The organism is Acinetobacter sp. CWB-B33, from assembly GCF_039655955.1.
GTDB classification, from domain to species: domain Bacteria; phylum Pseudomonadota; class Gammaproteobacteria; order Pseudomonadales; family Moraxellaceae; genus Acinetobacter; species Acinetobacter bouvetii.
In genome coordinates this window covers 18,798-44,715 of sequence record NZ_JAGFEU010000006.1, presented here as the reverse complement: position 1 = coordinate 44,715, position 25,918 = coordinate 18,798, and the positions used below count along the sequence as shown (strand labels likewise).

Sequence of the window (25,918 nt, the reverse complement as noted above, 5' to 3'; positions counted from 1 at the left end):
ATATTTACTGTATCTGTACCCTAAACATTAACATATTTAAGCTTGCTGTACAGTTTTTCAATCAGATACAGGAGCGATTCATGAAAACAATAACAATGCCCTTCACGCTTTTCAGCCTATGCCTTTGCCTGATGGCCTGCCAGCCTCAACAGCCCAATGCCGTTGCGCAGCAGCAGAACTTTATCTGCAGCGCATTGATTGAAGGATTTTTAAAGTCTCAAAAACTGACGCATTATCAGCTTTGGAAAATACAGCCCACGCTCCACAGCACCGCGAGTCAGCGCTTATATATCTATCAAGCGCAGGGCTCAAACAATATGAATATTCTGCCCCAGCAGCAGAAACTGCGCTTTGCCTGTGAACAGCTGTCTGCACGCCAGTTTCAGCTGAAATTGTCTGATCCGCAGCATGAAAATGCTGTCGCGCAGCTAAGTATTGAGCTGCCCGAACCGATGCAACTGAAAACCCTCACGGCATTCAGCCTTCCATCCGAGCAAAGTGTTCAGCCCGAATAGGGCTGAAGCGCTTTAATATGGGCTATTTCAAAATGGCCGGCAGCTCAATCGCCCCTTGCGGTTTCGCCAATTCCGCTTTCATTTTCTGCAGCATTTGATAAGGCTGCTGCTGCACAAACATATTGGTCACAGACAGCGGAATAGAGCCTTCAGGATTGGCATAGCCGTAGGTCGACACTTTCACCTTCTGCGGACCCAGCTTTTGAAAGGCCCAGTCGCCTTCGTAACTGGTTAAGCGCACATAATTGCTATTCAGCGGATAGCCTTTTTTTAGCGCTTTATTTTGAATGCTGATAATGCCCTGCGCATCTTTGGACATTTTACCCTGCACAATTAAATCGCGGTCTTTTAACGGGAATGGAAAATCCAGCACCATATACAGCTGAAACTCGCCTTTTTTATCATCCCGGTACAGCAGCTTCATCTTGCCCAAAAACGGCACCCAATCCACCGCATGATCCACATTTAAAATGAGCGCGACAGCCTGCTCAATCGGCACATTTAACGTCGTTTCCGCTTTATACATCATCACGGGATTTTGACTGTCCTGATAGGTCCAGACCTTAATATTGTTTTTATTTAAGCTGAGTTTCGGGCTGCCCGCAGGCGCAGCCTGTGCCGAAACGCTCAGCGCTGCGGCACAGGCCATCAATATGACTTTTTTCATTCCATTGTTCGTCTTATTTTAGTTTTCTATTCTTTTTATAGCGGATTTTGATCCAGATTTATACCTGAATATCGTTAAATCCCAGCACATCCTTCATGTCATATTTGCGCGGTTCACGGCCGACTACCCAGGCAGCGGCGCGGACAGCGCCAGCAGCGAAGTTCATGCGGTTGGTGGCTTTATGGGTAATTTCAACCCGCTCGCCTTCACCAATAAACATTGCTGTATGTTCGCCGACAATGTCGCCGCCGCGGATGGTTTGGAAACCGATGCTTTGACGTTCACGCGGACCGGTGTGGCCTTCACGGCAGTACACCGCATCCTGCTTCAAATCACGGCCCAGCGTTTCAGCAATCGCCTCACCCATCATTAATGCGGTGCCAGACGGCGCATCAACTTTGTGGCGGTGATGCGCTTCAATAATTTCAATATCCACGGTATCGCCGAAAACTTTCGATGCCAGCTCCAGCAGCTTAATCGAAACATTGACACCCACTGAATAGTTTGCGGCATACACCACAGGCGTTTCCTGCGCGGATTCATCCAAATGCGCTTTCTGCTCATCGTTCATGCCGGTTGTGCCGATCACAATCGCCACACCGGCTTGACGGCAAAGTTCAAGATGATGCGCTGTCGCTGCCGGCGCAGTAAAATCAATCACCACATCACAGTCTTTCAGGACCTGCTCCAGGCCGCCAGCGACTTTCACGCCTACCGCGCCAATGCCTGCCAGCTCGCCTGCATCTGCACCCACCAGGCTGCTTTCCGGACGCTCCACCGCTGCCGCCAATTGATAGCCGGCCTGCTGAACCGCTTGAATTAAGATGCGCCCCATGCGGCCGCCTGCACCCAATACCCCAATGCGCGGATTTGCTGACATAACCTTTTCCTAATGCTGATTCGAAATTGCTCTTACTATAGCAAAACTCCTGAGCTTGGCTAAGTTCGGCGGACAAAAAATCCTGAAAATTCTGCGGGCTGTTTTCGGCGCGCCATTCCTGTTGCCTGCCGCTGCAGAAAATGCAGCGCTTTTTTATATCTTGCGCATTTCGATGTATGATAAGCGCGTTTTTTCCACGATGATCAGGCATGAGAAACTTCCTGTTTGCGCTCGCTGCAATTTTTATGTTTATTGCATGGCTGCACCCCATTCATTACCGGCCATGGGCAACTTATTTAGGCGAGCTGTATGCTTTTTTTGCGCTGTTCGCTTTAGCGGCAGCGTTCTTAAGGCAGCACATTCAGCTGCCGAAAATCACCTTGCCCATCTTCGGGCTGGCGCTGATTCCGCTGATTCAATTCGCCTTCGGCCATGTCTATTATTTCAGCATCGCGCTGCTGGGATTCCTGTATGTCTTTTCATTCTGGATGGCTATTGCCATCGGCTTCAGCCTAAGCAGCCAGCCGGACAGCCGTGAGAAAACCTTCCTCTATTTAAGCTACACCTTTCTCGCTGGCGGTATCGCCACAGGCCTGGTGGCGATCTGCCAGTGGCTGAATTTTGATGAGTCGCTGAGCTGGATTATGATGAATATCAGCGGCAGCACCCGGCCATTTGCCAATTTTGCCCAGCCCAACAACATGGGTACATTCCTGCTGATGTCCCTGCTGGCCTGCCTTTATCTGTATGAGAAGAAAGCCGTCGCCACTCAATGGCTGGTTCTGGCTGCGCTGCCCATTCTGATTGGCGTAGCGCTCAGCCAGTCGCGCACCTCTTGGGTGGCTTGTATTGCGATTCTGCTGTATCTGTCTTATCAGCAGTACCGCCACGTCATCCGCCTGCCATGGCGCTACAATGCGGTGTGGCTGGCCTGCTTTGCCGGATTGATTTTTTGCCTGCCGGAAATCAGCCAATGGCTGGCGCAGGTGTCTGGCTTGCAGATGATCGAAAGCCGTGATGTGGCGCAGCGTGCTGGCGGCGATATGTCGCGGCTGGCCATTTGGCAGCAGATGGCGCATGCTCTGGCGGCGCAGCCCTGGTTTGGCTATGGCTGGTATCAAACCAGCACCGCCTTCGTGTCTATTTCCGATACCTTTCAAGGCCCCGTCTGGGTCCGCAGTTCACATAATTTTATTTTAGATTTTCTGATTTGGAATGGTGTGCTGGTTGGCGGGCCATTTCTGATATATTTCGGCTATTTAGGCCTTCAGCTGCATAAGCGCGCGCAATCAGCGGCAGCGGTGATTGGCCTCCTCATGATTGGTGTTTTCGTTATTCATGCCATGCTGGAATTTCCGCAGAATTATGCATACTTCCTGCTGCCTGTCGGTTTCATCCTGGGCACCGTGCTTGCGCAAAAAGCGGATACGGCCGCGCTAACGCTGCCTCCTGCCTTTATGCGTACTGTGTTCATTATTGGCCTTGCATTGCTCGCCGCAATTTACCGGGATTATGATGTGCTGGTGCCTAAAATGGATCAGGCTGCCCGCTTTGAAAAAACCCCGGAAAAAATTACCCGCAATAACCGGATTTTCTTGCTGACGGAGTTCAGCCACCGCATTGATCTGATCCGCGCGGACCCTTATCAGCGCATGTCGAAAGCTGAGCTGGATGAAGTTGAAAATTTGGTCCGCAGCTATCCAACCAAATACAATTTGACCAAATATGCCAAAATGCTGGCCTATAACGGTTATGAAGCTGAAGCGAAGCATCAGCTGCAGCGGATCAAGATCATTCAGAAAAAAGATTTAAGCTACGAAGAGCTAATCAAAGATATGCCGTCAAAATAAACAGCGCATCTGTGTATCAGCACGGGCTATTCTTGTCTTATTGATCATCCCAGCCTAAAAAAAGCCTGCAAAATGCAGGCTCTTTTTTTATCGCGCTAATTTAATCATATTAGTCAAATAGGCGGTCAAAGAATGATTTTTTCTTTGGCGACGACCGGCTGCCTTCGCCATCCATGGTTTCCTGCAGCTCTTTCAGCAGTTCACGCTGACGCGCCGTCAAATGGACAGGAGTTTCCACCACAATACGGCAGAGCAAGTCACCCTGCATGCTGGTGCGTACCGGTTTTACCCCTTTGCCGCGCAAACGGAACATTTTTCCGGTTTGTGTGCCTTCAGGAATTTTCAGGCTGACACGGCCATCCAGCGTCGGAATCTGAATTTCTTTACCTAAAGCCGCATCCGCAATGCTGATCGGCACATCCATATACAAGTCTGCACCGTCACGCTGGAAGATTTCATGCTCACGCACCACGACTTCCACATACAGATCACCTGACTGGCCGCCGCGGATTGCTTCGCCTTTGCCACTTAAGCGTACGCGGTCGCCGTTGTCCACACCTGCAGGAATCGTGACTTCAAGTGTTTGCTGACGGTCTGACACCCCTGAACCATGACATTTATTGCATGGATTCTTGATGATTTTGCCTTGGCCGCGGCAGGTGCTGCAGGTTTGCTGCACTGAGAAGAAACCCTGCTGCATGCGCACTTGGCCTGCGCCATGGCAGGTTTTGCAGGTTTCAACATCATTTGGATTTTTCGAACCGTTGCCGTCACAGGCATCACACGGCGCCGGCGCAGTAAAGGTAATGGTTTTCTTCACACCTTTGACCGCTTCTTCAAGCGTCAGTTCCATCACATAGCGCAAATCTGACCCGCGGCGCGCGCGCTGCTGGCCGCCACGGCCGCCGCCGCCAAATGCGCCGCCGAAAATGTCGCCGAACTGGCTGAAAATATCTTCTGCGCTGAAGCCGCCAAAACCGCCGCCTGCTCCGCCCATGCCGCCTTCAAAAGCCTGATGGCCCATGCGGTCATACATGCTGCGCTTTTCGCTGTCCGACAGCACTTCATAAGCTTCAGAGGCTTCTTTAAATTTTTCTTCAGCTTCCGGGTTGTCTGGGTTGCGGTCTGGATGGAACTTCATCGCCAACTTACGGTAGGCTTTTTTAATTTCATCATCACTAGCGGTTTTAGCGACACCCAAAACCTCATAATAATCACGTTTAGCCATGACTGGCGATGCTCCTCACGGAATTTAATTAATACTTAACTGAGGTCTGAAATTGGGTTCAAACCAAGTTTTACAAGGGGGGAGCTGGAAAAAAATCCGCAGGCTTAGAAAACTGCTTTATTTTTGAAAAACTTAGAAATGCCTTTAATCCAGGCATTGAGTAAATACAGAAAGGCGATACAGGAGAATACCACTCCTGCTACAGTGCAGCCCGTCACCCATAAATAGGTGTCCCAATAATAGAAAAATAATGGGATAAACCATAAGGCAGCAAAACACGCCAAAATAATATAAATAGTGATGGTGCGCATGACCCATAATGCGTGCGCCTGCATCCAGACTTCCGCTGAATCCAGCTGCGTAACTTTACGGGCAAACCAATAGGCCAATAGGCCGCTCACAACGGTAAACAGCGCAAAAAACATGAAGACATAAGAAATCGCTATATAGCGGCGATACTTGGTAATGTTGTCTGTCGTCATGTCTGATTCAACCCCATCCACTGCCCATCAAATCCCTGAATACGCGCAGTGAATTGCTTATTAAAATTATCAATAAAGATTAAGTGCTACTATATTGAAAAAAACAATATTTCGCACCCAATTTTATGAAACTTTTATGGATTCTGCTGAATTTTTTTCACCTTGAACCACTGCGCATACAATGCAGGCAAGAAAAATAGAGTCAGCAGCGTTGCAATAATCAATCCGCCCATAATCGCAACGGCCATCGGGCCGAAGAAAATACTGCGTGACAGCGGAATCATGGCCAGCACAGCCGCCAAGGCGGTCAGCACAATCGGCCGGCAGCGGCGCACAGCGGCATCCAAAATCGCATTCCATGGATCATGCCCCGCTTGAATATCCTGCTCGATCTGATCAATCAAAATCAGTGAATTGCGCATGATCATGCCAGACAGCGCAATCGTGCCCAGCATCGCCACAAAGCCAAAAGGCTTATTGAACAGCAGCAGGAACAGCACCACGCCAATAATGCCTAAAGGCGCTGTCAGAAAGACGATAAAGGTGCGCGACATGCTGCGCAGCTGAATCATCAGCAAGGTCAGCACAACAGCCAAAAACATCGGCATGCCGGCATTGACTGAGTTTTGACCGCGGGCAGACTCTTCCACGGTACCGCCCACTTCCAGCAGATAGCCGCTTGGCAGCTGGCTGCGCAATTCAGCCAAAGGCTCAGACAATTCATTGACTACGGTTGCCGGCTGCAGTTTTGTGCGGATATCCGCGCGCACTGTAATAGTCGGCAAACGGTTGCGGTGCCAAATCAAGCCTTCTTCAAAACCGTATTCAATTTTTGCAATTTGCGCCAAGGGCACCGAGCTGCCCGATGCTGTCGGAACCGCCAAACTGCTGAGCGAGCCGACATCTACACGCTCGGCTTCATCACCGCGCATACGGATTTCAATCAGCTCACGCTTTTCACGGAATTGGTTAATGGCAGCGCCGCTGATGGAACTGTTCAGGAAATTGGATAAGTCCAGCGTATTTACCCCCAATTGGCGAGCGCGGTCCTGATCAATGTCCAATTTAATGACTTTGCTGGGCTCGCCCCAATCCAAATGCACATTGGTGGTATTTGGATTGTCACCGACCTTGGCGGCCACTTTCTGCGCCCATTCACGCACCTGTCCCAAATCTTCGCCAGACACGCGGAACTGCAGCGGATAGCCGACAGGCGGGCCATTTTCCAGCAAAGCCACACGGGTGCGCGCTTCCGGCAGCAAGACGCGGATTTTTTCACTCAAACTGCGGCGGATTTCATCCCGGTCATCCAGCGAGGATGCCAGGACCACAAACTGAGCAAAACTGGCCTGCGGCAATTGCTGATCCAGCGGCAAATAAAAACGCGGCGAACCGGTGCCGACATAAGCCACAAAGTTGTCGATGCCCTGCTGTTTAGACAGAAAACTTTCCACTTTGCGTACAGCCGCTTCTGTCGCTTTTAATGAAGCGCCTTCTTCCAGCTTGATATCCACTACAATTTCGGCGCGGTTGGAGGGCGGGAAGAACTGCTGCGGCACCAATTTGAACATCAGCACGGACAGTACAAAAATCCCCACCGTCGCCGCAATCACGGTTTTGCGGTAAGTGACGCAGGCATTGACCCACTTTTTAAAATGCTGATAGAACTTGGTCTGATAAGGATCATGCTGTTCCCCAGCATGGTGCACCATTGGCTCAGGTTCCGGCTGCCTGCGCAGGCGCGCCCACAGCCGCTGATACCACGGCGCACGCTGCACCACATCTTTATTGAAGTCCGGCAGCAGTTTGTCGCCCAAATACGGGACAAACAGCACCGCGGCAAACCACGATACAATCAGCGCAATGGTCACCACTTGGAAGATGGAGCGGGTATATTCACCTGTGCTGGATGCCGCAGTCGCAATCGGCAAAAAGCCGGCAGCCGTAATCAGCGTGCCCGTCAGCATCGGAAAGGCGGTCGTGCGCCACGCATGGCCCGCGGCCTGCAGCCGCGTATAGCCCTGCTCCATTTTAACCGCCATCATTTCCACGGCAATAATGGCGTCATCCACCAGCAGGCCCAGCGCGAGAATCAGGGCGCCAAGGGAAATTTTATGCAGGCCGACATCAAACAGATTCATGCCGGCAAAGGTCATGGCCAGCACCAAGGGAATGGAAAATGCCACCACCAAACCAGTGCGGAAGCCCAATGAAAAAAAACTCACCAGCAAGACAATGATGACCGCTTCCGTCAGCACCTTCATAAATTCATTGACGCTGCGCTTTACCGCTACAGGCTGATCGGACACTTTTTGCAGCGTCATGCCCAACGGTAGCGCTTTCTGCAAGGCGGCAAATTCGGTTTCCAGGTTTTTGCCCAGCGCCAAAATATCGCCGCCCTTGCGCATCGATACCGCAATGCCGATGCCGTTTTCCGACATAAAGCGCATGCGCGGCTGCGCGGGTTCGCTAAAGCCGCGGTAGACGTCAGCCACATCGCCCAGCTGAATGGTCTTGCCATTAATCAGCAGCGGCATTTGCTTCAGTTCTTCTACGCTATGCAGGTTGCCGCTGGCGCGGACTTGAATGCGGTCAGAACGGGTTTCGAAGAAACCCGCGCTGGCAACGGTATTCTGCTGCTGCAAAGCCTGCTGAATCGCGCTGACCGGAATCCCCAGCTGAGCAGCTTTGGTATTGGACATTTCAATCCAGATTTTCTGATCCTGCAGGCCAATCAAATCGACCTTGCTGACATCTTTGACCCGCTGCAACTGCAGCTGCAGGCGGTCGGCATAGTCTTTCAGCGTGGCATAGTCAAAATCTTTGCCGGTCAGCACATAAATATTGCCGAAGGTATCGCCGAATTCATCATTGAAGAAAGGCCCCTGCACGCCGCTCGGCAGCTGGTGCTTAATATCATTGACCTTTTTGCGCACCGTGTACCAGACATCCGGAATGTCCTTGGAACGCAGGGAGTCTTTGGCAACAAAAGTCACCATGGATTCTCCGGGGCGTGAATAGGCCATAATGCGTTCATACTGGCCGGTCGTCATCAGCTCTTTTTCAATGCGGTCAGTGACCTGCATCGATACTTCTTTGGCGGTTGCCCCAGGCCAATAGGTCTGAATCACCATCACCTTAAAAGTAAAAGGCGGATCTTCACTTTGCGACAGCTTGGAATAGGACACAATGCCGACAATGCCGAGCAGCAGCATAAAATACAGCACCAGGCCTTTATTTTTCAGCGCCCATTCGGAAAGGTTAAATTGCATATTTAGCCTCCCGCCTGAATGGTCACTGGGCGGTTTTCACGGTCAATCGGCTTGATTTTCTGCTTTTCACGCAGCAGATGCACCCCGCCAATCACCACATAATCTGACGGTTTCAGGCCGCTGAGCACCGGCACACTGTCGCGGCCATAAGCGCCCAGCGTTACAGGCGCTTTATGCACGGTATTGTCCGGGTTGACGGTCAGCACATAAGCCTGCTGCCCCTGCGCCGATACGCTGGACAAAGGCACATTCAGCTGGCCGTTGTCTGTCTGGCTGAAAAAGACCCGCGCGCTTTGCCCCAGCTGAATCAGCGCATTGCCTTCCCGCAGCGCCACTTTCACAGTGTAAGTGCGCGACTGATCCGCCGCCGGAGAAATTTCACGCACATAAGCGTTAAACTGTTCGTTCGGCTTAGACCATAAAGTGACTTTGGCTGGCTGGCCGGCTTTAATTTCTGCAATCGCCTGTTCCGGCACACCAATCACCACCTCTCGCTCGCCATTGATCGCCAGCTGATATGCCGGCTGACCTGCCGCTATCACTTGACCGGCTTCAATATTGCGCTCGGTAATCACCCCATTTTTTGTGGCGGTCAGCTGGTTGTACTGCGTTTGATTGCTGCTGACGTCATAAGCCGATTGCGCCTGCTTTAGATTTGCCTGTGCCGTTTTATATTGGTTTTCAGCGGCATCGTATTGCGAACGGCTGACGGCATTGATCGGCAGCAGCAGCTGAAAGCGCTTCAATTCACTTTCTGCAGTTTTGACTGCAGACTGCGCGCTGTCCAGCTGGGCGCGGTTGGCATTTTTCTGCAGTTCCGCATCTTTCACATCCAAGCGGGCCAGCACTTGCCCAACCCTGACCTGATCGCCAACGTCCACATAGCGCTCAACAATTTGACCGGCCACGCGAAACGCCAAAGCCGTCTGCTGCCGCGCCTGCACTTCGCCGGCATAGCTTTTTTGATTGACTTGCACAGCACCCGGCTGTGCCACCATCACCAATGGGACTTCCTGTTCAGCAGATGCCTGATCCTTGCTGCATCCCCCTAAGGTCACGCCGCAGACAATAATCATGCTGGCAACAGCGGTTTTTATCGTGCTCATGAAGCTCGCTCTTATATCAAAGTAGTTTTTAAGGCAAAATAGGCCTATTAAAAATTGATTGTTTTTTAATTAATAAACCCATCGGTACATTAATTGTTAATTTAAGAAAAAATCAATGACCTGAATGACATTTTTGGAATTTTTTTGCACATGAATGCTGGACGTCCAAAAGACTTTGAAAAACGCAAGCGCATCCTGGATGCAGCCAAAATCTTATTTTTAGAATGCGGCTATCATGGCTGCAGCATGAATAAAATTGCGCAGAAAGCCGATACCACTAAACTGACGGTGTATAACCATTTCCAAGATAAAGAAAGCCTGTTTACAGCCGCCATTGCAGAAACCTGTGACAAGCTGATCAGCGCGCAGCCGATTCATTTGTCGGCAGACAGCAATTTTCTGCAGGCGCTGCAGCATGCCTGTGAGCTGTCTTTAAATATTGTCAATCTGCCGGAAGCGCTGAAAATGGAATATCTGCTGCTGGAACTGGCGTCGCAGCATAACCCGCTGGCGCAGCAGTTTTACAATGCTTCGCATCAAAAGCTCTGCGGTTTATGGGAAAATTTCTTTGAACAGGCGGTTGCGCTCAAATTTATCCGTCCGGATGTCCCCCGCACACAAACCATGCTGATTTTTTCATTGCTGCTGGGCCTGCGCCATCATGAAGTCTTAATGGGCATCCGGACTGTTCCCGATCATGCAGAGCAGCAGCAGATTATTCAGGACAGCATGGCGCTGTTTCTGCTGCGCTATGGAACTGGCGCCTGATGGCTAAGGTATTTTTCTCTTAAATTGGCCGCGTCAAGTCTAGATCGGCATAAACATTGCTATTTTCTAAGCAAACTGAATCCGACTTTTGTCTGTGCCTGCTTGGATTGTCATTGAATCGGGGTATATTCAAAGTCAGAACAACCGGAGAATGCGAAAAAATGATTCAACAAATTGATGCTCCATTACGTGACGATGTACGATTGCTGGGCAACCTGCTGGGCGAAACCCTGAAGCAGCATGCTGGACAAGATTTGTTTAATCAGGTTGAACAGATTCGCGCCCTTGCGAAAGGCGCACGCGACGGGCAGGCTGAAGCGGAAAAGCAGCTGGAACAGCTGTTCCTCAGCCTGGAAGATGATGAAATTCTGCCGCTGACCCGCGCTTTTACCCATTTTTTAAACTTTGCCAATATTGCCGAGCAGTACCATGTGGTGCGCAGCCGGCGTCAAAGCGAATTTGATGAACAGGCGCCATCGCCCAACCCGCTGGATCATTTATTTCAAAAATTCAAAGACCGTGACATTTCTGCCGAAGCGCTGTATCAGCAAATCTGCGAATTAAAAATTGAACTGGTGCTGACCGCGCATCCGACTGAAGTCAGCCGACGCACTTTGATTCAAAAATATGACGGCATTAATGACTGCCTGTTTAAGTTCGATCAGCAGAAGCTGACCCCGCGAGAACGCCAAGCCGTATTGGACGATTTAAAACAGCTGGTGTGTTCTGCCTGGCAAACCGATGAAATCCGCCAGCACCGCCCAACCCCTGTCGATGAGGCAAAGTGGGGCTTCACTACCATTGAACAGACGCTATGGAATGCTGTGCCGAAGTTCATGCGTGAATTGGACAGCATGGTCACTGGACATTGCGGCCAGCAGCTTCCGCTGACTATTGCCCCTGTCCGCTTTGCCTCATGGATGGGCGGCGACCGCGACGGCAATCCGAACGTGACCCATAACATCACGCAAGAAGTACTGTGGCTGTCGCGCTGGAAAGCCGCCGACCTGTATGTGCGCGACATTGAAGCCCTGCGCTGGGAACTGTCAATTGAACAGTGCAGCGCCGAATTGCGCGCCGCTTTAGGTCAAGACCACCCGGAACCGTACCGTGAATATCTGCGTGATACCCGCCAGCGCTTAAAAGCCACCCGTTACTGGCTGGCGCAAAAACTGAAAGGTGAAGATGCAGATGACAGTCAAGTCATCCGAAGCAAAGATGAACTGCTGCAGCCGCTGCTGCTGTGCTACCGTTCACTGATAGATTGCGATCTGCCTGAAATCGCCAATGGCAAACTGCTGGACTTTATTCACCGCGTGAACTGTTTCGGCATTGAACTGCTGAAACTGGACATCCGCCAAGAATCCGGCCGCCACCGCCAGGCGATTTCCGCCATTACAGAATATTTAGGCCTGGGCAATTTTGAAACGTGGACCGAACAGGCCCGTCAGAACTTCCTGCTGCAGGAACTGCAAAGCAAGCGTCCGCTGCTGCCAAAGCATCTGAATGAACCGGAACAGAGCCTGATTGAACACCCTGATGTGCAGGAAGTCTTTGCCACCATGCGCACACTGGCGCAGCAGCCGTCAGAAAGCTTAGGCGCGTACATTATTTCAATGGCGGAATATCCAAGCGATGTGCTGGCCGTGCTGCTGCTGCAGAAAGAAGCCGGCATTCAGCAAGCGCTGCGGGTGGTGCCATTATTCGAAACATTGAAAGATTTGGATGGCGCCGCAGCCACCATGCAGACCTTATTCGGCATGCATTGGTATAAGCAGCATATTCAAGGCAAGCATGAAGTCATGATCGGCTATTCTGACTCTGCTAAAGATGCCGGCTTTATGTCTGCCAACTGGGCGCAGTACCGCGCGCAGGAAGAATTAACAGAGATTGCAAAGAAACACGGCGTGCAGCTGACCCTATTCCACGGCCGCGGCGGTTCGATCAGCCGCGGCGGCGCGCCAACCCAGCAGGCGCTGTTCTCACAGCCGCCGGGTTCAATTTCAGGCGCGATCCGGGTCACCGAACAAGGCGAAATGATCCGCTTTAAGTTCGGCTTAGAAGGCATTGCCTTGCAGAATTTGGAAATTTATACCGCAGCCACCTTAGAAGCGACGCTGTTGCCGCCGCCTGAACCTAAGCAGGAATGGCGCGCGCTGATGCACAAAATGACTGAACTGTCTGTGCAGGTCTACCGTAAAACCGTCCGTGAAAACCCGCATTTCGTCAAGTACCTGCGCACTGTAACCCCTGAACTTGAACTGCAGATGCTGCCTTTGGGCTCACGCCCGGCCAAGCGTAAAGTCAGCGGCGGCATTGAATCCTTGCGCGCCATTCCATGGGTCTTTGCCTGGACGCAAATCCGCTTGATGCTGCCTGCATGGCTGGGCACCGGCGCAGCGATCAACCAAGTGCTCGATCAGGGGCAAAAAGCCGTACTGGAAGAGATGCTGCATGAATGGCCTTATTTCCAAACCCTGATTGATATGCTGGAAATGGTGCTGTCCAAATCGGACAGCCATGTCGCGCTGTACTATGAGTCGCATCTGACGCAGGATGAAGATTTGAAAGCCTTAGGCGAAGAACTGCGCCAGCGCTTGCGCGATGCGGTGCAGACCTTGCTTGCGCTGAAAGGCGAATCCAAGCTGCTCAGCAGCAATGACGTGCTGGATCAGTCGATGAAAGTGCGTAAGCCATACCTGCTGCCGCTGCACCTGCTGCAGGCAGAATTGATGAAGCGCCGCCGCGCCTATCTGGCTGAACGTCAGGCGGAAAACACCCCAGTCGATCATGCCCTCATGGTCAGCATTGCCGGCATTGCTGCAGGTCTGCGCAATACCGGCTAAAGCCCCAAACCCAATAAAAAGGCATATCCAAGGATATGCCTTTTTATTGACCATTTATTCTATAATCCATACATTTAATCATAAGTTAAATCAAAAAAATTTATGACTGCCCTCTGCAGGCTTTAAATTTATTAATTACTGATTTAACGCTATTTTTAAAATAAAAAACTTTTACCGTGCGGTAAAAAATAATGAAAAGTCATAGAATTAGTTTTAATTTTTTTTTTATTGCAGTGATTAAATCTTCCAAAAAAGAAGCGTATGATGTGCACAATTTAAATTTTGAGTGCTCGTTTTATGTCCAATTGGTTTCCCAAATGGCGCCCGTATGAAGGCAGTATCGATGCACGTCCAGTTGGCACCAATGAATATCTGCCGCCTGCGCAAAGTGTTGTATTGGGCATACAGCATGCCTTTGCCATGTTCGGGGCGACGGTTCTTGCGCCGTTCTTAATGGGCTTTGATCCAAACTTGGCCATCTTAATGTCAGGCCTGTGCACCATTTTGTTCTTTATTATCACGGGCGGCCGTGTGCCAAGCTATTTGGGGTCAAGCTTTGCCTTTATCGGCGTCGTGATTGCCGCCACGGGCTATGCAGCGTCTGGCACCGGTGCGCCGAATGCCAATATTGCCATGGCTGCTGGCGGCATCATGGCCTGCGGTATTTTATATGCTATTTTCGGCTTCATTGTGATGGCCACTGGCACCCGCTGGATTGAAAAACTGATGCCGCCTGTAGTCACAGGCGCTGTGGTGATGATTATTGGCTTGAATCTTGCGCCGGTGACCGTTAAAGGCGTGATGGGCAACAGCTTTAATATGTGGATGTCACTGGTGACTGTGCTGTGCATGGGCTCCATTGCCGTATTCACCAAAGGCCTGTTGCAGCGCTTGCTGCTGCTGGTCGGCCTGCTGCTGGCTTATTTAGTTTATTACATCGTGTCCAATATCATGGGATACGGCACGCCGATTAATTTTACGCCGATTCAGCAGGCGGCTTGGTTTGGCGTACCACATTTCCATGCGCCTGAATTCAACGTCAATGCCATGCTGATTATTGCCCCAATCGCCCTGATTTTAGTGGCGGAAAACCTGGGCCATATTAAAGCCGTCAGCGCAATGACCGGTGAAAATCTGGATCCGCATATTGGCAAAGCTTTTGTGGCGGATGGCGTAGCGACCACCCTTTCAGGCGCTGTCGGCGGCCCAGGCATGACCACGTATGGCGAAAACATTGGCGTCATGGCAGTCACCCGCGTCTACTCCACCATCATCTTTGTGGTGGCGGGCGTATTTGCAGTATTTCTGGGCTTGTCTCCAAAATTTGGCGCCATCATCCATACCATTCCAAGCGCAATTTTAACCGGTGCATCCATTGTAGTCTTTGGTTTAATTACCATTGCCGGTGCGAAAATCTGGATTGAAAACAAAGTCGATTTCTCTAAAAATAAAAACCTGATGGTGGCAGCCGTGACCATTATTTTAGGAACCGGCGACTTTGCGCTTCAGTTCGGCAGCTTCAATTTAGGCGGCATTGGCACTGCAACATTTGCAGCTTTAATTCTGAACTGGTTCTTCAGCTTAGCGGATAAATCAGAATAATTTGACGCTTCAAATATAAAAAGCAGCCATTTGGCTGCTTTTTTCATATCCGCATTTTTTGTCTGCCGATTTTAAGTAAAATAAAGCCTTCTTATAAGAGCAAGAATGCATGCGCTTAGATCTGTTTGACCTGCAGCTGGTACTGAATATTGTGGAAACCGGCAGTCTGACCAAAGGCGCTGAGCGCTCTGCCATTTCTCTGCAGGCCTGCAGTGAGCGCATTAAAAAAATGGAACAGCGTTATGCGGCCAGTTTATTTACCCGCCATGCTTCCGGCGTAAAGCTTACGCTGGCAGGCCAAACTTTCGTGGAGCATGCGCAGCAGATCCTGCAGCAAGGCCGGCAGCTGGAACAAGCCATGGCGCCTTTTGCGGCTGGGCTCAGTTCCAGCATGGTGCTGTGGTGCAATTCTTCTGCGCAAAGCGAGTATTTGCCCCTGCTGCTGCCGCAGTATTTATTGCAGAACCCCAATGTGCAGATTGAACTCAAAGAGGCGGAATCCCATGATATTGTGGCCGCCATTGAACAGGGTACGGCGCAGCTGGGGCTGATTTCAGGATTTTTCAGATCCAGCCAGCTGCAGACCTTGGAATTTGCAGATGACCCTCTGGTGCTGATTTTCCCGAAAACGCATGAGCTGACAGGCCATGCGCCAATGCCGCTGGCCCAGACTCTTGGCTATCCTTTTGTCGGGCTGATGCAATATCACTCCTTGCAGCAGTCCATTGAAACGCAAGCCAAACAATTAGGATCCCGCATTCAATACCGGCTGCGTCTGCCTAACTTTGCCGCTATTGCTCAAGTGGTCGCCAACGGCGTAGGCGTTGCCATCATGCCTAAACGGGCGGCTCTGCGCCTGCAGGCGCTGTATGCTTTTGACACTGTAGATTTAACCGGTGACTGGGCCAACCGGAAACTGATGCTGACTGCCCGCAGCTTTGATGATTTGTCTACACCGTATCAGCATTTCAGCCAATTTTTAATTGCGCAGCACAGCCTATTGACGCTGGATTAAATCCAGCCGAATTGATGCAGCATCATATAGCCGCCAAGGGCAATCAGCCCTGCAAAAAAGACCTTGCGGAATTTCTGCTCCGGTATGCGGTAACGGATTTTTTTGCCTGCCCACATGCCGATTAACGCTGGAAACAAAGCAATCAAAGACATTTGGTAATCCAGCGGCATATTATCGACAGGATTCTGCTGTAAAAATACTGCAAGGCAAATGGTCGATGTCGTAAAAGCCAAACCCAGCGCCTGCACGAGGTCATCCCGCTTCAGCTGCAGCCCTTGCAGATAAGGCACCACAGGAATCACCACTACGCCAGTCGCTACAGTGAGCGCGCCGCCTAAATAGCCAATGATGGGCGACAGCCATTTTTCCTGCCCGGCAAAATTCGGCAGTTTTTTTGCACATAAGCCATAAAGCCCATATAAAGCCAGCATTGCCCCGAGCAGCGCCTCACTTTGAAATTCGCCATGGCCTAAAGTCGGAAAAACACTCCAAATCGAACCGGCAATTATGCCCAGCAGCAAAGGCCAAAAACGCTGGACCAGCTGCAACACCCGCCCTTCAGCGAACAGCTGCCAAAAATTAGTGACCATTGAAGGGACTATCAGCAATGCCGCTGCCTGAAACGGACTGATCACCATGGTCAGCAGCCCCATCGCAACGGCAGGCAAACCCAGCCCAATCGCGCCTTTAATCATGCCGGCAATGGCAAATACCGCAATGACAAACCCAATCATCTGCTTACTCGTTTCATGTTTAGCGCTATGCTAAAAAATTCTGCGCCAATCAAAAATCACTGTTTTTGGAATCCAGCCTCAATTAAATATTGAGGCTTTGCTGTAATCCGCATTCTGCCGCAATAAAAAAGCGCCCATAGAGGACGCTTTTTTAAATGCAGGTTTAAGGCTTGCATAAAGCTCAGTACACATCACGGCGGTAGCGCTGTTCTCGGCGCAGCTGCTCCAGTTGCGCCGCGCCTAAAATTTCAGTCAGCGCTTCGTCCACCCCTTGCGCCATCCCCTGCAGGCTGCCGCACAGATAAATATAAGCGCCCTGATTCACCCATTCGCACAGCTGTTCAGCTTTTTCCGCCAGCGCATGCTGCACATATTTTTTAGGCTGATGATCGCGTGAAAATACTGTATCCAGCGTATGCAGAACACCGCTGTTTTTCCAGTCTGAAAGCGGCTGTTCAAACAGAAAATCGAACTGCTGCTGCCGTTCGCCAAAAATCAGCCAGTTTTGGCGGAATCCCCAAGCATGGCGCTGCTGCAAATGCGCCATCAATCCCGCGATTCCGGAACCATTGCCAATAAAAATCATTGGTTTATCAATTTTTTCCAAATGAAACGCTGGATTCGTCCGGATATGTGCAGTGATACTTTCTCCTAAAGCAGCGCTCTCCGTCAGCCAGCCCGAACCGACGCCTAAGCCCTGTTCAGTGATTTGCTGGCGCACCACCAGCTCCAGCTGCTTAGACTCAGGAATCGAGGCAATGGAATAATCCCGCAACGGCAGCGGCTCAAAGCGTGTGATCCACTGGCTGAAGCTTTCATCCGGCTGGCGTAACGGCAGCTGGCGCAGATTTTTCAGCTTGAGGGTATCGGCCGCAGCCTGATCAGAATCAGCTGGATGCCGCTCTAAAAAACACTGAATCTCCGCAGCGCCATTTGCGCTTTGCACTTCCAGAATATCCCCAGACTGCCACTGCTGATTGTGCGCAGACAGCATGATGCGGTACATTGCGCCGCCGCAGCTGCCTGCGTTCAGCAGCTGCCGATCCTTCAAGCGGAAATCTGCCCACTGTTTTTCCTCATGCGCCATGCCCAGCTGCAGCTCCGCTGCTTTTTCAAGATGGTGTGTCCAAGTGTCCAAATCTGCCGCTGAGGACTGATCAACACAGACCAAATCAAACCATGGCTGCGCCTGCTGCTTCAGCAGCCATGCATTCAGCTCCTGCCCAAAATGGCAAAAATTGGCATAACGGCGGTCGCCAAAGGCCAAAACAGCATAAGACATCTGAGATAAATCAAAAGACTGCGTGAGAATTTTTTGCTGAAAGGCCTGTGCTTGATCTGGCGCATCCCCCTCGCCATAGGTGCTCACCATCCACAAAACTTTGTAGGCCTGCGGCAATTCCTCAGCGCGGATGTCTTGGATATTCACGCATTTTGCGCCCGCGCCCGCTTGCCGCAGCTGCTGTGCAGTATGCTGCGCATACTGTTCGGCTTGACCTGATTGGCTGGCGTAAATAATGAGATACTGCTGAGGGTCGAGTCTTCGCGTCTGTTTTTTTTCAGCACGCCAAGCGTACAGCAGCCAAACTAAAACCAGAAAATGAATAAACAATAAAACCGCAAAAAAACTCAGAAGCAGAAGGGCTGCATGTGTCATATCAAATGCCTATACAGCCGACCAAATTAAAACGATCAGCACCGCAAGGCTGGCCGCCGTCAGCAGCAGATGCTGCACTAAACGCGATTTGATGCTGAGGAATAAAATATAGCCCGCCAAAGACAGCGCCAGGATTAAGATCGCACTGATATCAATCAGCCAGCTCCACGCAGCGCCGGCGTTTTTGCCGCGGTGCAAATCACTGATCAGCGACACAGCGGATGCCGGCTTTTGCGTAATCTCAACTTCGCCGGTATCCAGCAAAGCCCAAACATCTGTAGAACCGGCAGGGCTTTCCAGACGGATCATCACTTCGCCATCCAGCACTTCGCTGCTTTGATAGCGGCCGACAATAGCTTCTTTTTGACGGACATACGCCAGCAATGCATTAGAAGGGTTTTCCTGCTTCTGCAGGGCCTGAAGGACATCTTCAGGCAATTCGATTTTGACCATTTTTTCGTCTTTTGCCGGATCAAACCATTCGGGATGATTCAGCAGCAGGCCGGTCAGGGAGAAAAACACCAGCACAATAAAGGCGAATGCAGACAGCCAGCCATGCACATAGCGTGCATGGCGGTAAAAATCACGGCGTTGGTACACGGTTTAAACCTTCATCATCCATCAAAAAATTAATGGATTTTTTGGAAATTCATTTTGACACTGCCAATTTCAGTTTGCGCTGGCAGGCTTTGACTGGAATTTTTGGCTTTCACATCTAAATTCATCATTTGATAAGAGTGATCGCCATGCTCCCGGGAAGTTTCAATATGCACAATGTATTGACCGGCAGCGACAGCTTTGCCGCTATCATCTTTGCCATCCCAGGCAATTTTGTATTGGCCCGGCTGGCGTGAGGGCTTGGCAACCGCATCGAGCTTTTCCATTTGACGGCCATAGCGGCGCCACCAGACATAGTTGGAATTAATCCATTTTTCATCTTTACCCCAGACTGCAAGGGTTCTGACTAATTTTTTATCGGCATCCGTCACCCAAACCGAGACATACGGCGCGCGGTATTTTTCCACATTGATTTTCGGAATGACCAAATCAATCGCCGCTTGATAGCCGGATGGCCATTTTGCCGATGACGCGCTTGCCACAGCCTGCATTTCTGGCTGCGCCGCTTGACGCTGCAATAAGCCATTCCAGCCCGCGCTTTGATAAGATGCGCCGCTGCGCATGGTCAATTTCGCTTCATAGCCGGCCAAAGCTTCAATCAGCGCCAAGCCCTCTGCAGGCGGCATAGCAGCCAAAGCCGTGGCTAAAGCATCGGCATCCGCTGCGCAAGTGCCGACAACCACGCATTGCTCAACCTGCTGCAAAGGCAGGCCGGTTTTCGGATCGAGTAAATGCGATTGACCTGCCAATGAACGGTAGCCTTGACCGCTGAATGCCACAGCCTGATCTTTAAGCTGCAGCACCTCGCTTGGCACAGCTAAATCATGATGATTAAACGCATCCTGCACGCCGACGCTCCAGCCGTCCTTCTGAGGCGCGCTGCCCCATACGCGGATGTCTCCGCCGATATCAATCAGCAGGCCTTCAGCCGCAGGCACTTTTTGACGGGCGGCCACCATGGCGTGGTCAATGATATAGCCTTTGGCATAGGCATCTGGCGCAAATGACACCGTAGCATCCATCTGGATCCGCTGCGCAGATTCATCCATCTCCACGCTGTCCGGCTTCAATAAATTCAGCACCTGCGCATGGGTTGCTGTATCCAGATCTGTGATGCCTTGCGATTTTTCCCATAGGCCAATCAATTGACCTAAGCGCGCGTCAAATGCGCCGCAAGTTTTATCGCGCCAAGCTTCACAGGCGGCAATCACTTCAAAGAGTTCAGGGGAAACCGCGCCGGCTTTGTTTTTATTCAGGGCGGTAATTTCGCTGTCTGCCCGCCAAGTGGAAAGTTTCTGATCCATGCGGGCAATTTCAGTTTGAATCGCGTCTAGCGCCAATTTGGCCTCTTGCTTAGAGACCCCTGTCACCACCACATCTAAAGACGTGCCCAAGACATAATCGCGGTGAAAACGGTGCGCTTGCGCTGCTTGCTGTTCAAACTGGCCATCTTCTGCTTTTTGTTCCGCCGCCTGCACGCTGATTGGAGAAATCAGCGCCAGCGCTACAACCAATGGCGTTAGTCGGAATGCTGTCCGTGCAGGTTCATTTTTATTAGCAGTAAATGGCATACTGATTCTCCAAAATATTTTCTGAATTTTATTGATAATGATAGTAGTTATCAAGTAGATTACGACCGATAATTTCGATTTAAATTTGGAGTATGGTTCAATGAATCATTGGTTAAAAATTGCTTTGCTCTCTTCTTTGCCGGTATTGAGCCATGCACATACTGTCAGTCCGTTCATCCTGCCGGACGCATTTGATATAAGCAGCTCGAATGTCAGTTTCCAAAGCGCATTAACGGTGGAAAAATTCTTTGTTCCAAGCAATAACTTTAAAACCAGCTATATCATTACGCAGCCGGGCGGCCAACAGCTTGCGCTGGATGCGGCCGCATCGTTAAAGCGCTTTAATGTCGCTGAATTCAGCCCTGCTGATGAAGGCACTTACCGCATTCAGACAAAGGATGCGGTCGGCAACAGCGGAAAATACGCGCTGATTGACGGCCGCTGGCTGCGTGTCCGCCCGATGCGCGCTCCAATGGCTCAGCAGGCAAAAGCGCCTGAAGCGCCCAAAGCCGAAGCGGCGAAAACCCCTGCGCCTGCCAATGCACAGCCTCCGCGCATGATTGCAGCTGACCAAGTGCCTGCCAATGCGCCAGTATTCGAAGTGAAAAATACGCTCATTGCTGAAACTTACATTACCAAAGGCAAGCCAAGCGCAATTCCAGCGCCTTCAAATAAAGGCTTTGAGCTGAAACTGCTGACTCATCCAAGCGAACTGTATGCAGGCGAAGCCTTAAAAGCGCAAATCCTCTTCAATGGCAAAGCTGTGCCGAATGTAGAAGTGGATGTCTTCAAAGGCGCCGGCAGCTTGGATGCTGAAAAAACCAAAGAGCTTCCTGCAGTCAAATCCAATGCGAAAGGCGAAATTGAAGTGAAATTCGAGAAAGCCGGCGTTTATTTAATTACTGCGGCGTATCCTGAAGCCAACCCGGACAATACGAAAAAGCCGCAAGCGGAATCGTTTACTTATGGCTTAACTGTGGAAGTTGCTGAATAAGCTCAAATAGCAACTGCGTCAAAAAGCTCCGATACTGGAGCTTTTTTGTTTTTCTAGCGCTTGATTAAGGCCTGATTTCCTTTAATTCACGGCGAATGAAATGCTGGATCATTTCACGGTAAAGATGTTCAACCAAATCCGGATCAACCCCTTGGGCCTCCGCTGCGCCGCGCACTTTTTTAATGACCTCATCCGCCCGTTCCGGTGACTGCACATCCTGCTCGGTCCGTTTAAAACGCACTGCCTGATCCACATAAAATTGACGCGCCGCAATCAATGCTATCAGCGCTTCATCAATCACATCGATTTGCGCGCGGGCTTGTTCTAAAGATTCAACTTTCTCTTTGTTCATGCGGCTTCTGTTCACTGTCAGCTGTGTTTTCACTTTTATACTTCTCTTCTAACACATTACTGAAAATACTTTCAATCATCCAAACGCGGTATAAGCTGTTAAACACATAGCTTTGCCCGTCAATCCGCAGCTCAAGCACAGGAAAATCGGGCTGAGATTTCATTTCACAATGCATATCGTTTTCTTTCAGCATTGCTTCTACATCTTCTTCAGTCAGCGCGGCAATGCCCAAGTCCTGCTGCAGCTGCTGAAAATGCGCTTTAAAGGATAAATCCCTGCCCTTGGTCCACACCGCCTGCAGAATGTGGTACATCGCCTCAATGCGCTGCTCTTCCGGAACGCTGTAATACAGCTGCGCCATGTACAGCGTCGCAGCTTCTGTCGGACGGCAAAACGGCGTAAATGCCACTTCTGTCCGCTTAGACAGGCGGGTCGCCAAACTCCAGTCAAACAGGTCGCGGCTATGGTAGCTGAGCGGATAGACATTCAGCTGAATATTATAAAAATCAGCCAATTCCTCTTTAATATAGGCCAGCAAGAGCCACGAAATCGGGTCTTCCAGCGCAATATACAAATCCAGCTCCGGATCCAGCGCCTGAATTTCATTCAGCTCTTCCGCATCACTGATCAAATGCTCGCGCCATTCAATATGATTGATCAGGAAAATCGGATTATCCGTCAGCAGCTTCTGCTGCTTTAACCGGCGGGTTAAGCGGAGCAGGTCATCCACCGCATGGTATTTGCGCCCGCCAAATTCGAAATAGCTCGCCAGCACGGGCATTTCGCCAAAGACGCGCTCCGGGAAATGCTGCGGCTGATGATGGCGGCTGGCCATGGCGTGCAATGTGCGCAATTTGCCATACTGCTTTTGCCACAGCATATGGAACACATCTTCCAGCAAATATAAAAAGTCCTGACCGCGCAAAGGCGTATTGCGCAATATGGTTTCCGCCTGCTGCAGCGCTTCAGCCGTGGGCTGTTCAGGCGTGTCATGAAAGCTGAAGCGGTGCTGCTTAGACAGAATTTGGGCATCGTTTAAGCAATACTGCTGCCATTCTGCAGCAGACATGTGATTGGGCGGTTCACCGCTCTGGCTGGATATATAAACTTTTAAGGGCTTCAGTTCATCACTGAGGATTTCTTCCAGCTGAGGCAGCTGCTGGGCAGCCAAGTAGCTGTAAACATCATCTAAACGCAGGTAAACGCTTAAACCTTGTTCCGTGGGTAACACCGTTTGCCGAGTCGGTTTTTGATAAAACCAGCTCGATCGGATTGGATCAAACCAACGGCGCAGCAGTGACATGAGATTTGCCTCGAAAAAATAAACCCTTGCAGGACTACAAGGGTTTATAGCAACTTGTTAGAGAATGATCAATTATACATCTAAATTCAGATCCGTAACTGCTCCTTTCTCAGCCCCTGAAGTCAATTTTGCAAACTTGGCTAAGGCGCCATGGGTATAATTCGGCTTAGGCTTGACCCAAGCCGCCTTGCGGGCTGCAATTTCATTTTCCGACACATGCCAGGTCATTTCACGGGTTTCGGCATTAATGGAAATTTTATCGCCATTTTTAACCAGTCCAATCGGCCCGCCTTCATAAGCTTCCGGCGTGACATGGCCAATCACGAAGCCATGGCTGCCGCCGGAAAAACGGCCATCGGTCAGCAGCGCCACAGACTTGCCTAAGCCTTTGCCAATAATCGCAGAGGTCGGTTTCAGCATTTCCGGCATGCCCGGCCCGCCTTTCGGCCCTACACCGCGGATGACCACCACTTCGCCTTCCTGCACTTCACCATCTAAAATGCCGCGCATAGCGCCCTGCTCACCTTCAAATACCCGTGCCGGGCCTTCAAAGAATAAGCCTTCCTTGCCGGTAATTTTAGCGACCGCCCCCGTTGGCGACAGGTTGCCTTTCAACACAACCAGATGCGAGTCTTTTTTAATCGGCGCATCAAAGGGCAGAATAATCTGCTGGCCTTCCGGATAGTCTGCGACATCCGCCAAATTTTCCGCCAAGGTTTTGCCCGTCACCGTTAAGCAAGAACCGTCCAGCATGCCGGCATTCAGCATGCGTTTCATTAACGGCTGAATACCGCCAATCGCAATCAACTCCGACATCAGGTATTTGCCTGATGGGCGCACATCCGCCACCACTGGAATGTCTTGACCAATGCGGACGAAGTCATCCAAGCTGAGTTCCACGCCCGCCGTATGCGCCATGGCAATCAAATGCAGTACGCCATTGGTTGAGCCGCCCAAAGCAATCAGCACTTTAATGGAGTTTTCAAACGCCGCTTTGGTCATAATGTCACGCGGCTTGATATCGAGGCGCAGCAGATTCATGACCGCTTCGCCTGCACGCTGGCAGTCTGCCAGTTTATCCGCCGAAACGGCTTCCTGCGCCGATGATCCCGGCAGGCTCATCCCCAAGGCCTCAATCGCGGAGGCCATCGAATTAGCGGTATACATGCCGCCGCAGGAACCCGGGCCCGGCAGCGCGACTTCTTCAATCTGTTTGACTTGAATGGCATTGATTTCGCCTTTGGCATACTGCCCCACAGCTTCAAACACCGAAATCATGTCGGTATGCCCTGCGCCCGGTTTAATGGTTCCGCCGTAAATAAATAAACCCGGACGGTTTAAGCGCGCCAGGCCCATAATGCAGCCGGGCATGTTTTTGTCACAGCCGCCAATCGCAATCACACCGTCATAGGCCTGACAGCCCACCACGGCCTCAATGGAATCGGCAATAATTTCACGTGACAGCAAAGAGTACTTCATGCCTTCGGTGCCATTGGAAATGCCGTCTGAAATGGTGATGGTGTTGAAAATAATGCCTTTGCCGCCAGCAGCATTCACGCCGTATTCCGCTTCGCGCGCCAAGCCGTCAATATGCATATTGCACGGCGTGACATTGGCCCATGTTGATGCAATGCCAATAAAAGCGCGGGTAAAGTCTTCATCCTGCAAGCCTGTTGCGCGCATCATGGAACGGGCTGGCGCATTTTCAATGCCTTCATAGACAGGGGCTGAATGTTCTCGGATATTTTCTTTACTCATTGTTATGTTCCTTGGCGATGGCTGATGCTAAGCTTCAGCCTTTGGCGAATTGTTTTGCATTTATTGTATAGAAATAAGACAGCGCAACATAGTGAACCTCTTTCAAAAATCCAAAATGATCACTAAACCGCTCATAAAATGAATATTGAAAGCCTCTTCTTTTTTCGGGATGAGGAGCATGCTCCGCAAAAGGATGAAGGTTTTTTTTCATATCAATCCTCTCCCTAACCCTATCCTTTTAAAAGCAGAGGGAATGTCCATTCTTTCCCCTCTGCAGCGCATAAACCAGCTGAAGCAAGCGCCATTTATGATATTTGATACGCGGCAAGACCATCTGCAGCTGTTCGAGGCAGGACTAAAATTAATATCGAATGCTTCCGTGATTAACTGAAAAAATGTGGGTATTTAACGAGTTTTGCAGTGAGGAGCAATGCTCCGTAAGATGGTTTCCTTGCAAAGCTTCGCTTCTCATTTTGCCAAAACAAAAGTAACATTTGCTTAAAAAAGATAGGGCACCGTCGTACCCTACCGTCCAATTTAAAAACTTAGATTGTACGAACTGTATATTTCATAAAACACATCATATGTACCATATAAAATTTCATTATAAAAAAAGTATTGATATAGACCTTAGATTGTTTCCCATACAGCCTCAAATTACCTGATTAATTTCTAATATTATCTCGTAGGCGCTTTTTAC

At 50.5% G+C, this 25,918-nt stretch carries 21 protein-coding genes; 7 read left to right on the top strand and 14 right to left on the bottom strand.

Annotated features, from left to right (window positions below; translation table 11 throughout):
* The first annotated feature begins 80 nt into the window (after positions 1 to 80).
* Entirely contained in the window at positions 81 to 515 is a 435-nt protein-coding gene (locus JZ784_RS14955) for a hypothetical protein (protein ID WP_346315407.1), read from the top strand.
* A gap of 22 nt (positions 516 to 537) precedes the next feature.
* On the opposite strand, the gene JZ784_RS14950 is transcribed toward JZ784_RS14955, so the two are convergent.
* Both JZ784_RS14950 and dapB read right to left on the bottom strand, forming a co-directional pair.
* Positions 538 to 1,182, bottom strand: coding sequence for a hypothetical protein (locus JZ784_RS14950; protein WP_005012300.1), 645 nt, complete (start codon positions 1,180 to 1,182; stop codon positions 538 to 540).
* Positions 1,183 to 1,240: 58 nt separating this feature from the next.
* The gene (dapB, locus tag JZ784_RS14945) at positions 1,241 to 2,062 is read right to left on the bottom strand and encodes a 4-hydroxy-tetrahydrodipicolinate reductase (RefSeq protein WP_346315406.1); all 822 of its coding nucleotides are present in this window, start codon (positions 2,060 to 2,062) and stop codon (positions 1,241 to 1,243) included.
* 209 nt (positions 2,063 to 2,271) lie between these two features.
* Between dapB and JZ784_RS14940 the strand changes: the two genes are divergently transcribed.
* Positions 2,272 to 3,912 carry a Wzy polymerase domain-containing protein gene (locus tag JZ784_RS14940; protein ID WP_346315405.1) on the top strand — a complete coding sequence of 547 codons (1,641 nt, stop codon included), beginning with the start codon at positions 2,272 to 2,274 and terminating at the stop codon, positions 3,910 to 3,912.
* A gap of 109 nt (positions 3,913 to 4,021) precedes the next feature.
* On the opposite strand, the gene dnaJ is transcribed toward JZ784_RS14940, so the two are convergent.
* The 4 genes from dnaJ to JZ784_RS14920 all read right to left on the bottom strand — a co-directional run bounded on the left by dnaJ (position 4,022) and on the right by JZ784_RS14920 (position 10,000).
* On the bottom strand, positions 4,022 to 5,140 hold the full coding sequence (gene dnaJ / locus JZ784_RS14935; RefSeq protein WP_346315404.1) for a molecular chaperone DnaJ: 1,119 nt from the start codon (positions 5,138 to 5,140) through the stop codon (positions 4,022 to 4,024).
* Positions 5,141 to 5,244: 104 nt separating this feature from the next.
* Complete coding sequence (locus JZ784_RS14930) at positions 5,245 to 5,622, bottom strand: hypothetical protein (RefSeq protein WP_018573160.1); 378 nt, start codon at positions 5,620 to 5,622, stop codon at positions 5,245 to 5,247.
* Positions 5,623 to 5,756: 134 nt separating this feature from the next.
* Positions 5,757 to 8,894: an efflux RND transporter permease subunit gene (locus tag JZ784_RS14925; RefSeq protein ID WP_346315403.1), complete on the bottom strand. Its 3,138-nt coding sequence runs from the start codon at positions 8,892 to 8,894 to the stop codon at positions 5,757 to 5,759.
* Positions 8,895 to 8,896: 2 nt separating this feature from the next.
* A complete protein-coding gene (locus tag JZ784_RS14920; protein ID WP_346315402.1) occupies positions 8,897 to 10,000 on the bottom strand; it encodes an efflux RND transporter periplasmic adaptor subunit in 1,104 nt (367 codons plus the stop codon).
* Positions 10,001 to 10,150: 150 nt separating this feature from the next.
* Between JZ784_RS14920 and JZ784_RS14915 the strand changes: the two genes are divergently transcribed.
* The 4 genes from JZ784_RS14915 to JZ784_RS14900 all read left to right on the top strand — a co-directional run bounded on the left by JZ784_RS14915 (position 10,151) and on the right by JZ784_RS14900 (position 16,231).
* Positions 10,151 to 10,768, top strand: coding sequence for a TetR/AcrR family transcriptional regulator (locus JZ784_RS14915; RefSeq protein ID WP_346315401.1), 618 nt, complete (start codon positions 10,151 to 10,153; stop codon positions 10,766 to 10,768).
* Between the two features lie 161 nt (positions 10,769 to 10,929).
* Complete coding sequence (gene ppc / locus JZ784_RS14910; protein WP_346315400.1) at positions 10,930 to 13,614, top strand: phosphoenolpyruvate carboxylase; 2,685 nt, start codon at positions 10,930 to 10,932, stop codon at positions 13,612 to 13,614.
* A 297-nt stretch (positions 13,615 to 13,911) separates the two neighbouring features.
* Positions 13,912 to 15,216 (top strand): solute carrier family 23 protein, encoded by a 1,305-nt coding sequence (locus JZ784_RS14905; protein ID WP_346315399.1) that lies wholly within the window; start codon positions 13,912 to 13,914, stop codon positions 15,214 to 15,216.
* 109 nt (positions 15,217 to 15,325) lie between these two features.
* Positions 15,326 to 16,231, top strand: a complete 906-nt coding sequence (locus JZ784_RS14900; protein WP_346315398.1) for a LysR family transcriptional regulator — start codon at positions 15,326 to 15,328, stop codon at positions 16,229 to 16,231.
* Here the strand turns inward: JZ784_RS14900 and JZ784_RS14895 are convergent.
* The 4 genes from JZ784_RS14895 to JZ784_RS14880 all read right to left on the bottom strand — a co-directional run bounded on the left by JZ784_RS14895 (position 16,228) and on the right by JZ784_RS14880 (position 20,811).
* Complete coding sequence (locus tag JZ784_RS14895) at positions 16,228 to 16,965, bottom strand: sulfite exporter TauE/SafE family protein (protein WP_005012315.1); 738 nt, start codon at positions 16,963 to 16,965, stop codon at positions 16,228 to 16,230. The genes JZ784_RS14900 and JZ784_RS14895 overlap by 4 nt on opposite strands.
* A gap of 181 nt (positions 16,966 to 17,146) precedes the next feature.
* Positions 17,147 to 18,622 carry a sulfite reductase subunit alpha gene (locus JZ784_RS14890; protein WP_346315397.1) on the bottom strand — a complete coding sequence of 492 codons (1,476 nt, stop codon included), beginning with the start codon at positions 18,620 to 18,622 and terminating at the stop codon, positions 17,147 to 17,149.
* Positions 18,623 to 18,631: 9 nt separating this feature from the next.
* Positions 18,632 to 19,222 carry a PepSY-associated TM helix domain-containing protein gene (locus JZ784_RS14885; RefSeq protein WP_346315396.1) on the bottom strand — a complete coding sequence of 197 codons (591 nt, stop codon included), beginning with the start codon at positions 19,220 to 19,222 and terminating at the stop codon, positions 18,632 to 18,634.
* A gap of 29 nt (positions 19,223 to 19,251) precedes the next feature.
* Positions 19,252 to 20,811 (bottom strand): DUF2271 domain-containing protein, encoded by a 1,560-nt coding sequence (locus tag JZ784_RS14880; RefSeq protein WP_346315395.1) that lies wholly within the window; start codon positions 20,809 to 20,811, stop codon positions 19,252 to 19,254.
* 100 nt (positions 20,812 to 20,911) lie between these two features.
* Between JZ784_RS14880 and JZ784_RS14875 the strand changes: the two genes are divergently transcribed.
* Positions 20,912 to 21,805 carry a DUF4198 domain-containing protein gene (locus JZ784_RS14875; RefSeq protein ID WP_346315394.1) on the top strand — a complete coding sequence of 298 codons (894 nt, stop codon included), beginning with the start codon at positions 20,912 to 20,914 and terminating at the stop codon, positions 21,803 to 21,805.
* Between the two features lie 64 nt (positions 21,806 to 21,869).
* Here the strand turns inward: JZ784_RS14875 and JZ784_RS14870 are convergent, their stop codons facing one another.
* The 4 genes from JZ784_RS14870 to JZ784_RS14855 all read right to left on the bottom strand — a co-directional run bounded on the left by JZ784_RS14870 (position 21,870) and on the right by JZ784_RS14855 (position 25,429).
* A complete protein-coding gene (locus JZ784_RS14870) occupies positions 21,870 to 22,157 on the bottom strand; it encodes a chorismate mutase (RefSeq protein WP_346315393.1) in 288 nt (95 codons plus the stop codon).
* Positions 22,138 to 23,460, bottom strand: coding sequence for a hypothetical protein (locus JZ784_RS14865; protein WP_346315392.1), 1,323 nt, complete (start codon positions 23,458 to 23,460; stop codon positions 22,138 to 22,140). Before JZ784_RS14865 ends, JZ784_RS14870 begins: the two co-directional genes overlap by 20 nt.
* A 72-nt stretch (positions 23,461 to 23,532) precedes the next feature.
* Positions 23,533 to 25,218: a dihydroxy-acid dehydratase gene (gene ilvD / locus JZ784_RS14860; RefSeq protein WP_346315391.1), complete on the bottom strand. Its 1,686-nt coding sequence runs from the start codon at positions 25,216 to 25,218 to the stop codon at positions 23,533 to 23,535.
* A gap of 34 nt (positions 25,219 to 25,252) precedes the next feature.
* Positions 25,253 to 25,429 carry a hypothetical protein gene (locus JZ784_RS14855; RefSeq protein WP_346315390.1) on the bottom strand — a complete coding sequence of 59 codons (177 nt, stop codon included), beginning with the start codon at positions 25,427 to 25,429 and terminating at the stop codon, positions 25,253 to 25,255.
* Positions 25,430 to 25,918 lie beyond the last annotated feature (489 nt).

Bases quoted from the DNA above. Each gene is read 5' to 3' on its own strand.
- JZ784_RS14955 (WP_346315407.1), top strand. From the start codon at position 81: ATGAAAACAATAACAATGCCCTTCACGCTTTTCAGCCTATGCCTTTGC.
- JZ784_RS14950 (WP_005012300.1), bottom strand. From the start codon at position 1,182: ATGAAAAAAGTCATATTGATGGCCTGTGCCGCAGCGCTGAGCGTTTCG.
- dapB (WP_346315406.1), bottom strand. From the start codon at position 2,062: ATGTCAGCAAATCCGCGCATTGGGGTATTGGGTGCAGGCGGCCGCATG.
- JZ784_RS14940 (WP_346315405.1), top strand. From the start codon at position 2,272: ATGAGAAACTTCCTGTTTGCGCTCGCTGCAATTTTTATGTTTATTGCA.
- dnaJ (WP_346315404.1), bottom strand. From the start codon at position 5,140: ATGGCTAAACGTGATTATTATGAGGTTTTGGGTGTCGCTAAAACCGCT.
- JZ784_RS14930 (WP_018573160.1), bottom strand. From the start codon at position 5,622: ATGACGACAGACAACATTACCAAGTATCGCCGCTATATAGCGATTTCT.
- JZ784_RS14925 (WP_346315403.1), bottom strand. From the start codon at position 8,894: ATGCAATTTAACCTTTCCGAATGGGCGCTGAAAAATAAAGGCCTGGTG.
- JZ784_RS14920 (WP_346315402.1), bottom strand. From the start codon at position 10,000: ATGAGCACGATAAAAACCGCTGTTGCCAGCATGATTATTGTCTGCGGC.
- JZ784_RS14915 (WP_346315401.1), top strand. From the start codon at position 10,151: ATGAATGCTGGACGTCCAAAAGACTTTGAAAAACGCAAGCGCATCCTG.
- ppc (WP_346315400.1), top strand. From the start codon at position 10,930: ATGATTCAACAAATTGATGCTCCATTACGTGACGATGTACGATTGCTG.
- JZ784_RS14905 (WP_346315399.1), top strand. From the start codon at position 13,912: ATGTCCAATTGGTTTCCCAAATGGCGCCCGTATGAAGGCAGTATCGAT.
- JZ784_RS14900 (WP_346315398.1), top strand. From the start codon at position 15,326: ATGCGCTTAGATCTGTTTGACCTGCAGCTGGTACTGAATATTGTGGAA.
- JZ784_RS14895 (WP_005012315.1), bottom strand. From the start codon at position 16,965: ATGATTGGGTTTGTCATTGCGGTATTTGCCATTGCCGGCATGATTAAA.
- JZ784_RS14890 (WP_346315397.1), bottom strand. From the start codon at position 18,622: ATGACACATGCAGCCCTTCTGCTTCTGAGTTTTTTTGCGGTTTTATTG.
- JZ784_RS14880 (WP_346315395.1), bottom strand. From the start codon at position 20,811: ATGCCATTTACTGCTAATAAAAATGAACCTGCACGGACAGCATTCCGA.
- JZ784_RS14875 (WP_346315394.1), top strand. From the start codon at position 20,912: ATGAATCATTGGTTAAAAATTGCTTTGCTCTCTTCTTTGCCGGTATTG.
- JZ784_RS14870 (WP_346315393.1), bottom strand. From the start codon at position 22,157: ATGAACAAAGAGAAAGTTGAATCTTTAGAACAAGCCCGCGCGCAAATC.
- JZ784_RS14865 (WP_346315392.1), bottom strand. From the start codon at position 23,460: ATGTCACTGCTGCGCCGTTGGTTTGATCCAATCCGATCGAGCTGGTTT.
- ilvD (WP_346315391.1), bottom strand. From the start codon at position 25,218: ATGAGTAAAGAAAATATCCGAGAACATTCAGCCCCTGTCTATGAAGGC.
- JZ784_RS14855 (WP_346315390.1), bottom strand. From the start codon at position 25,429: ATGAAAAAAAACCTTCATCCTTTTGCGGAGCATGCTCCTCATCCCGAA.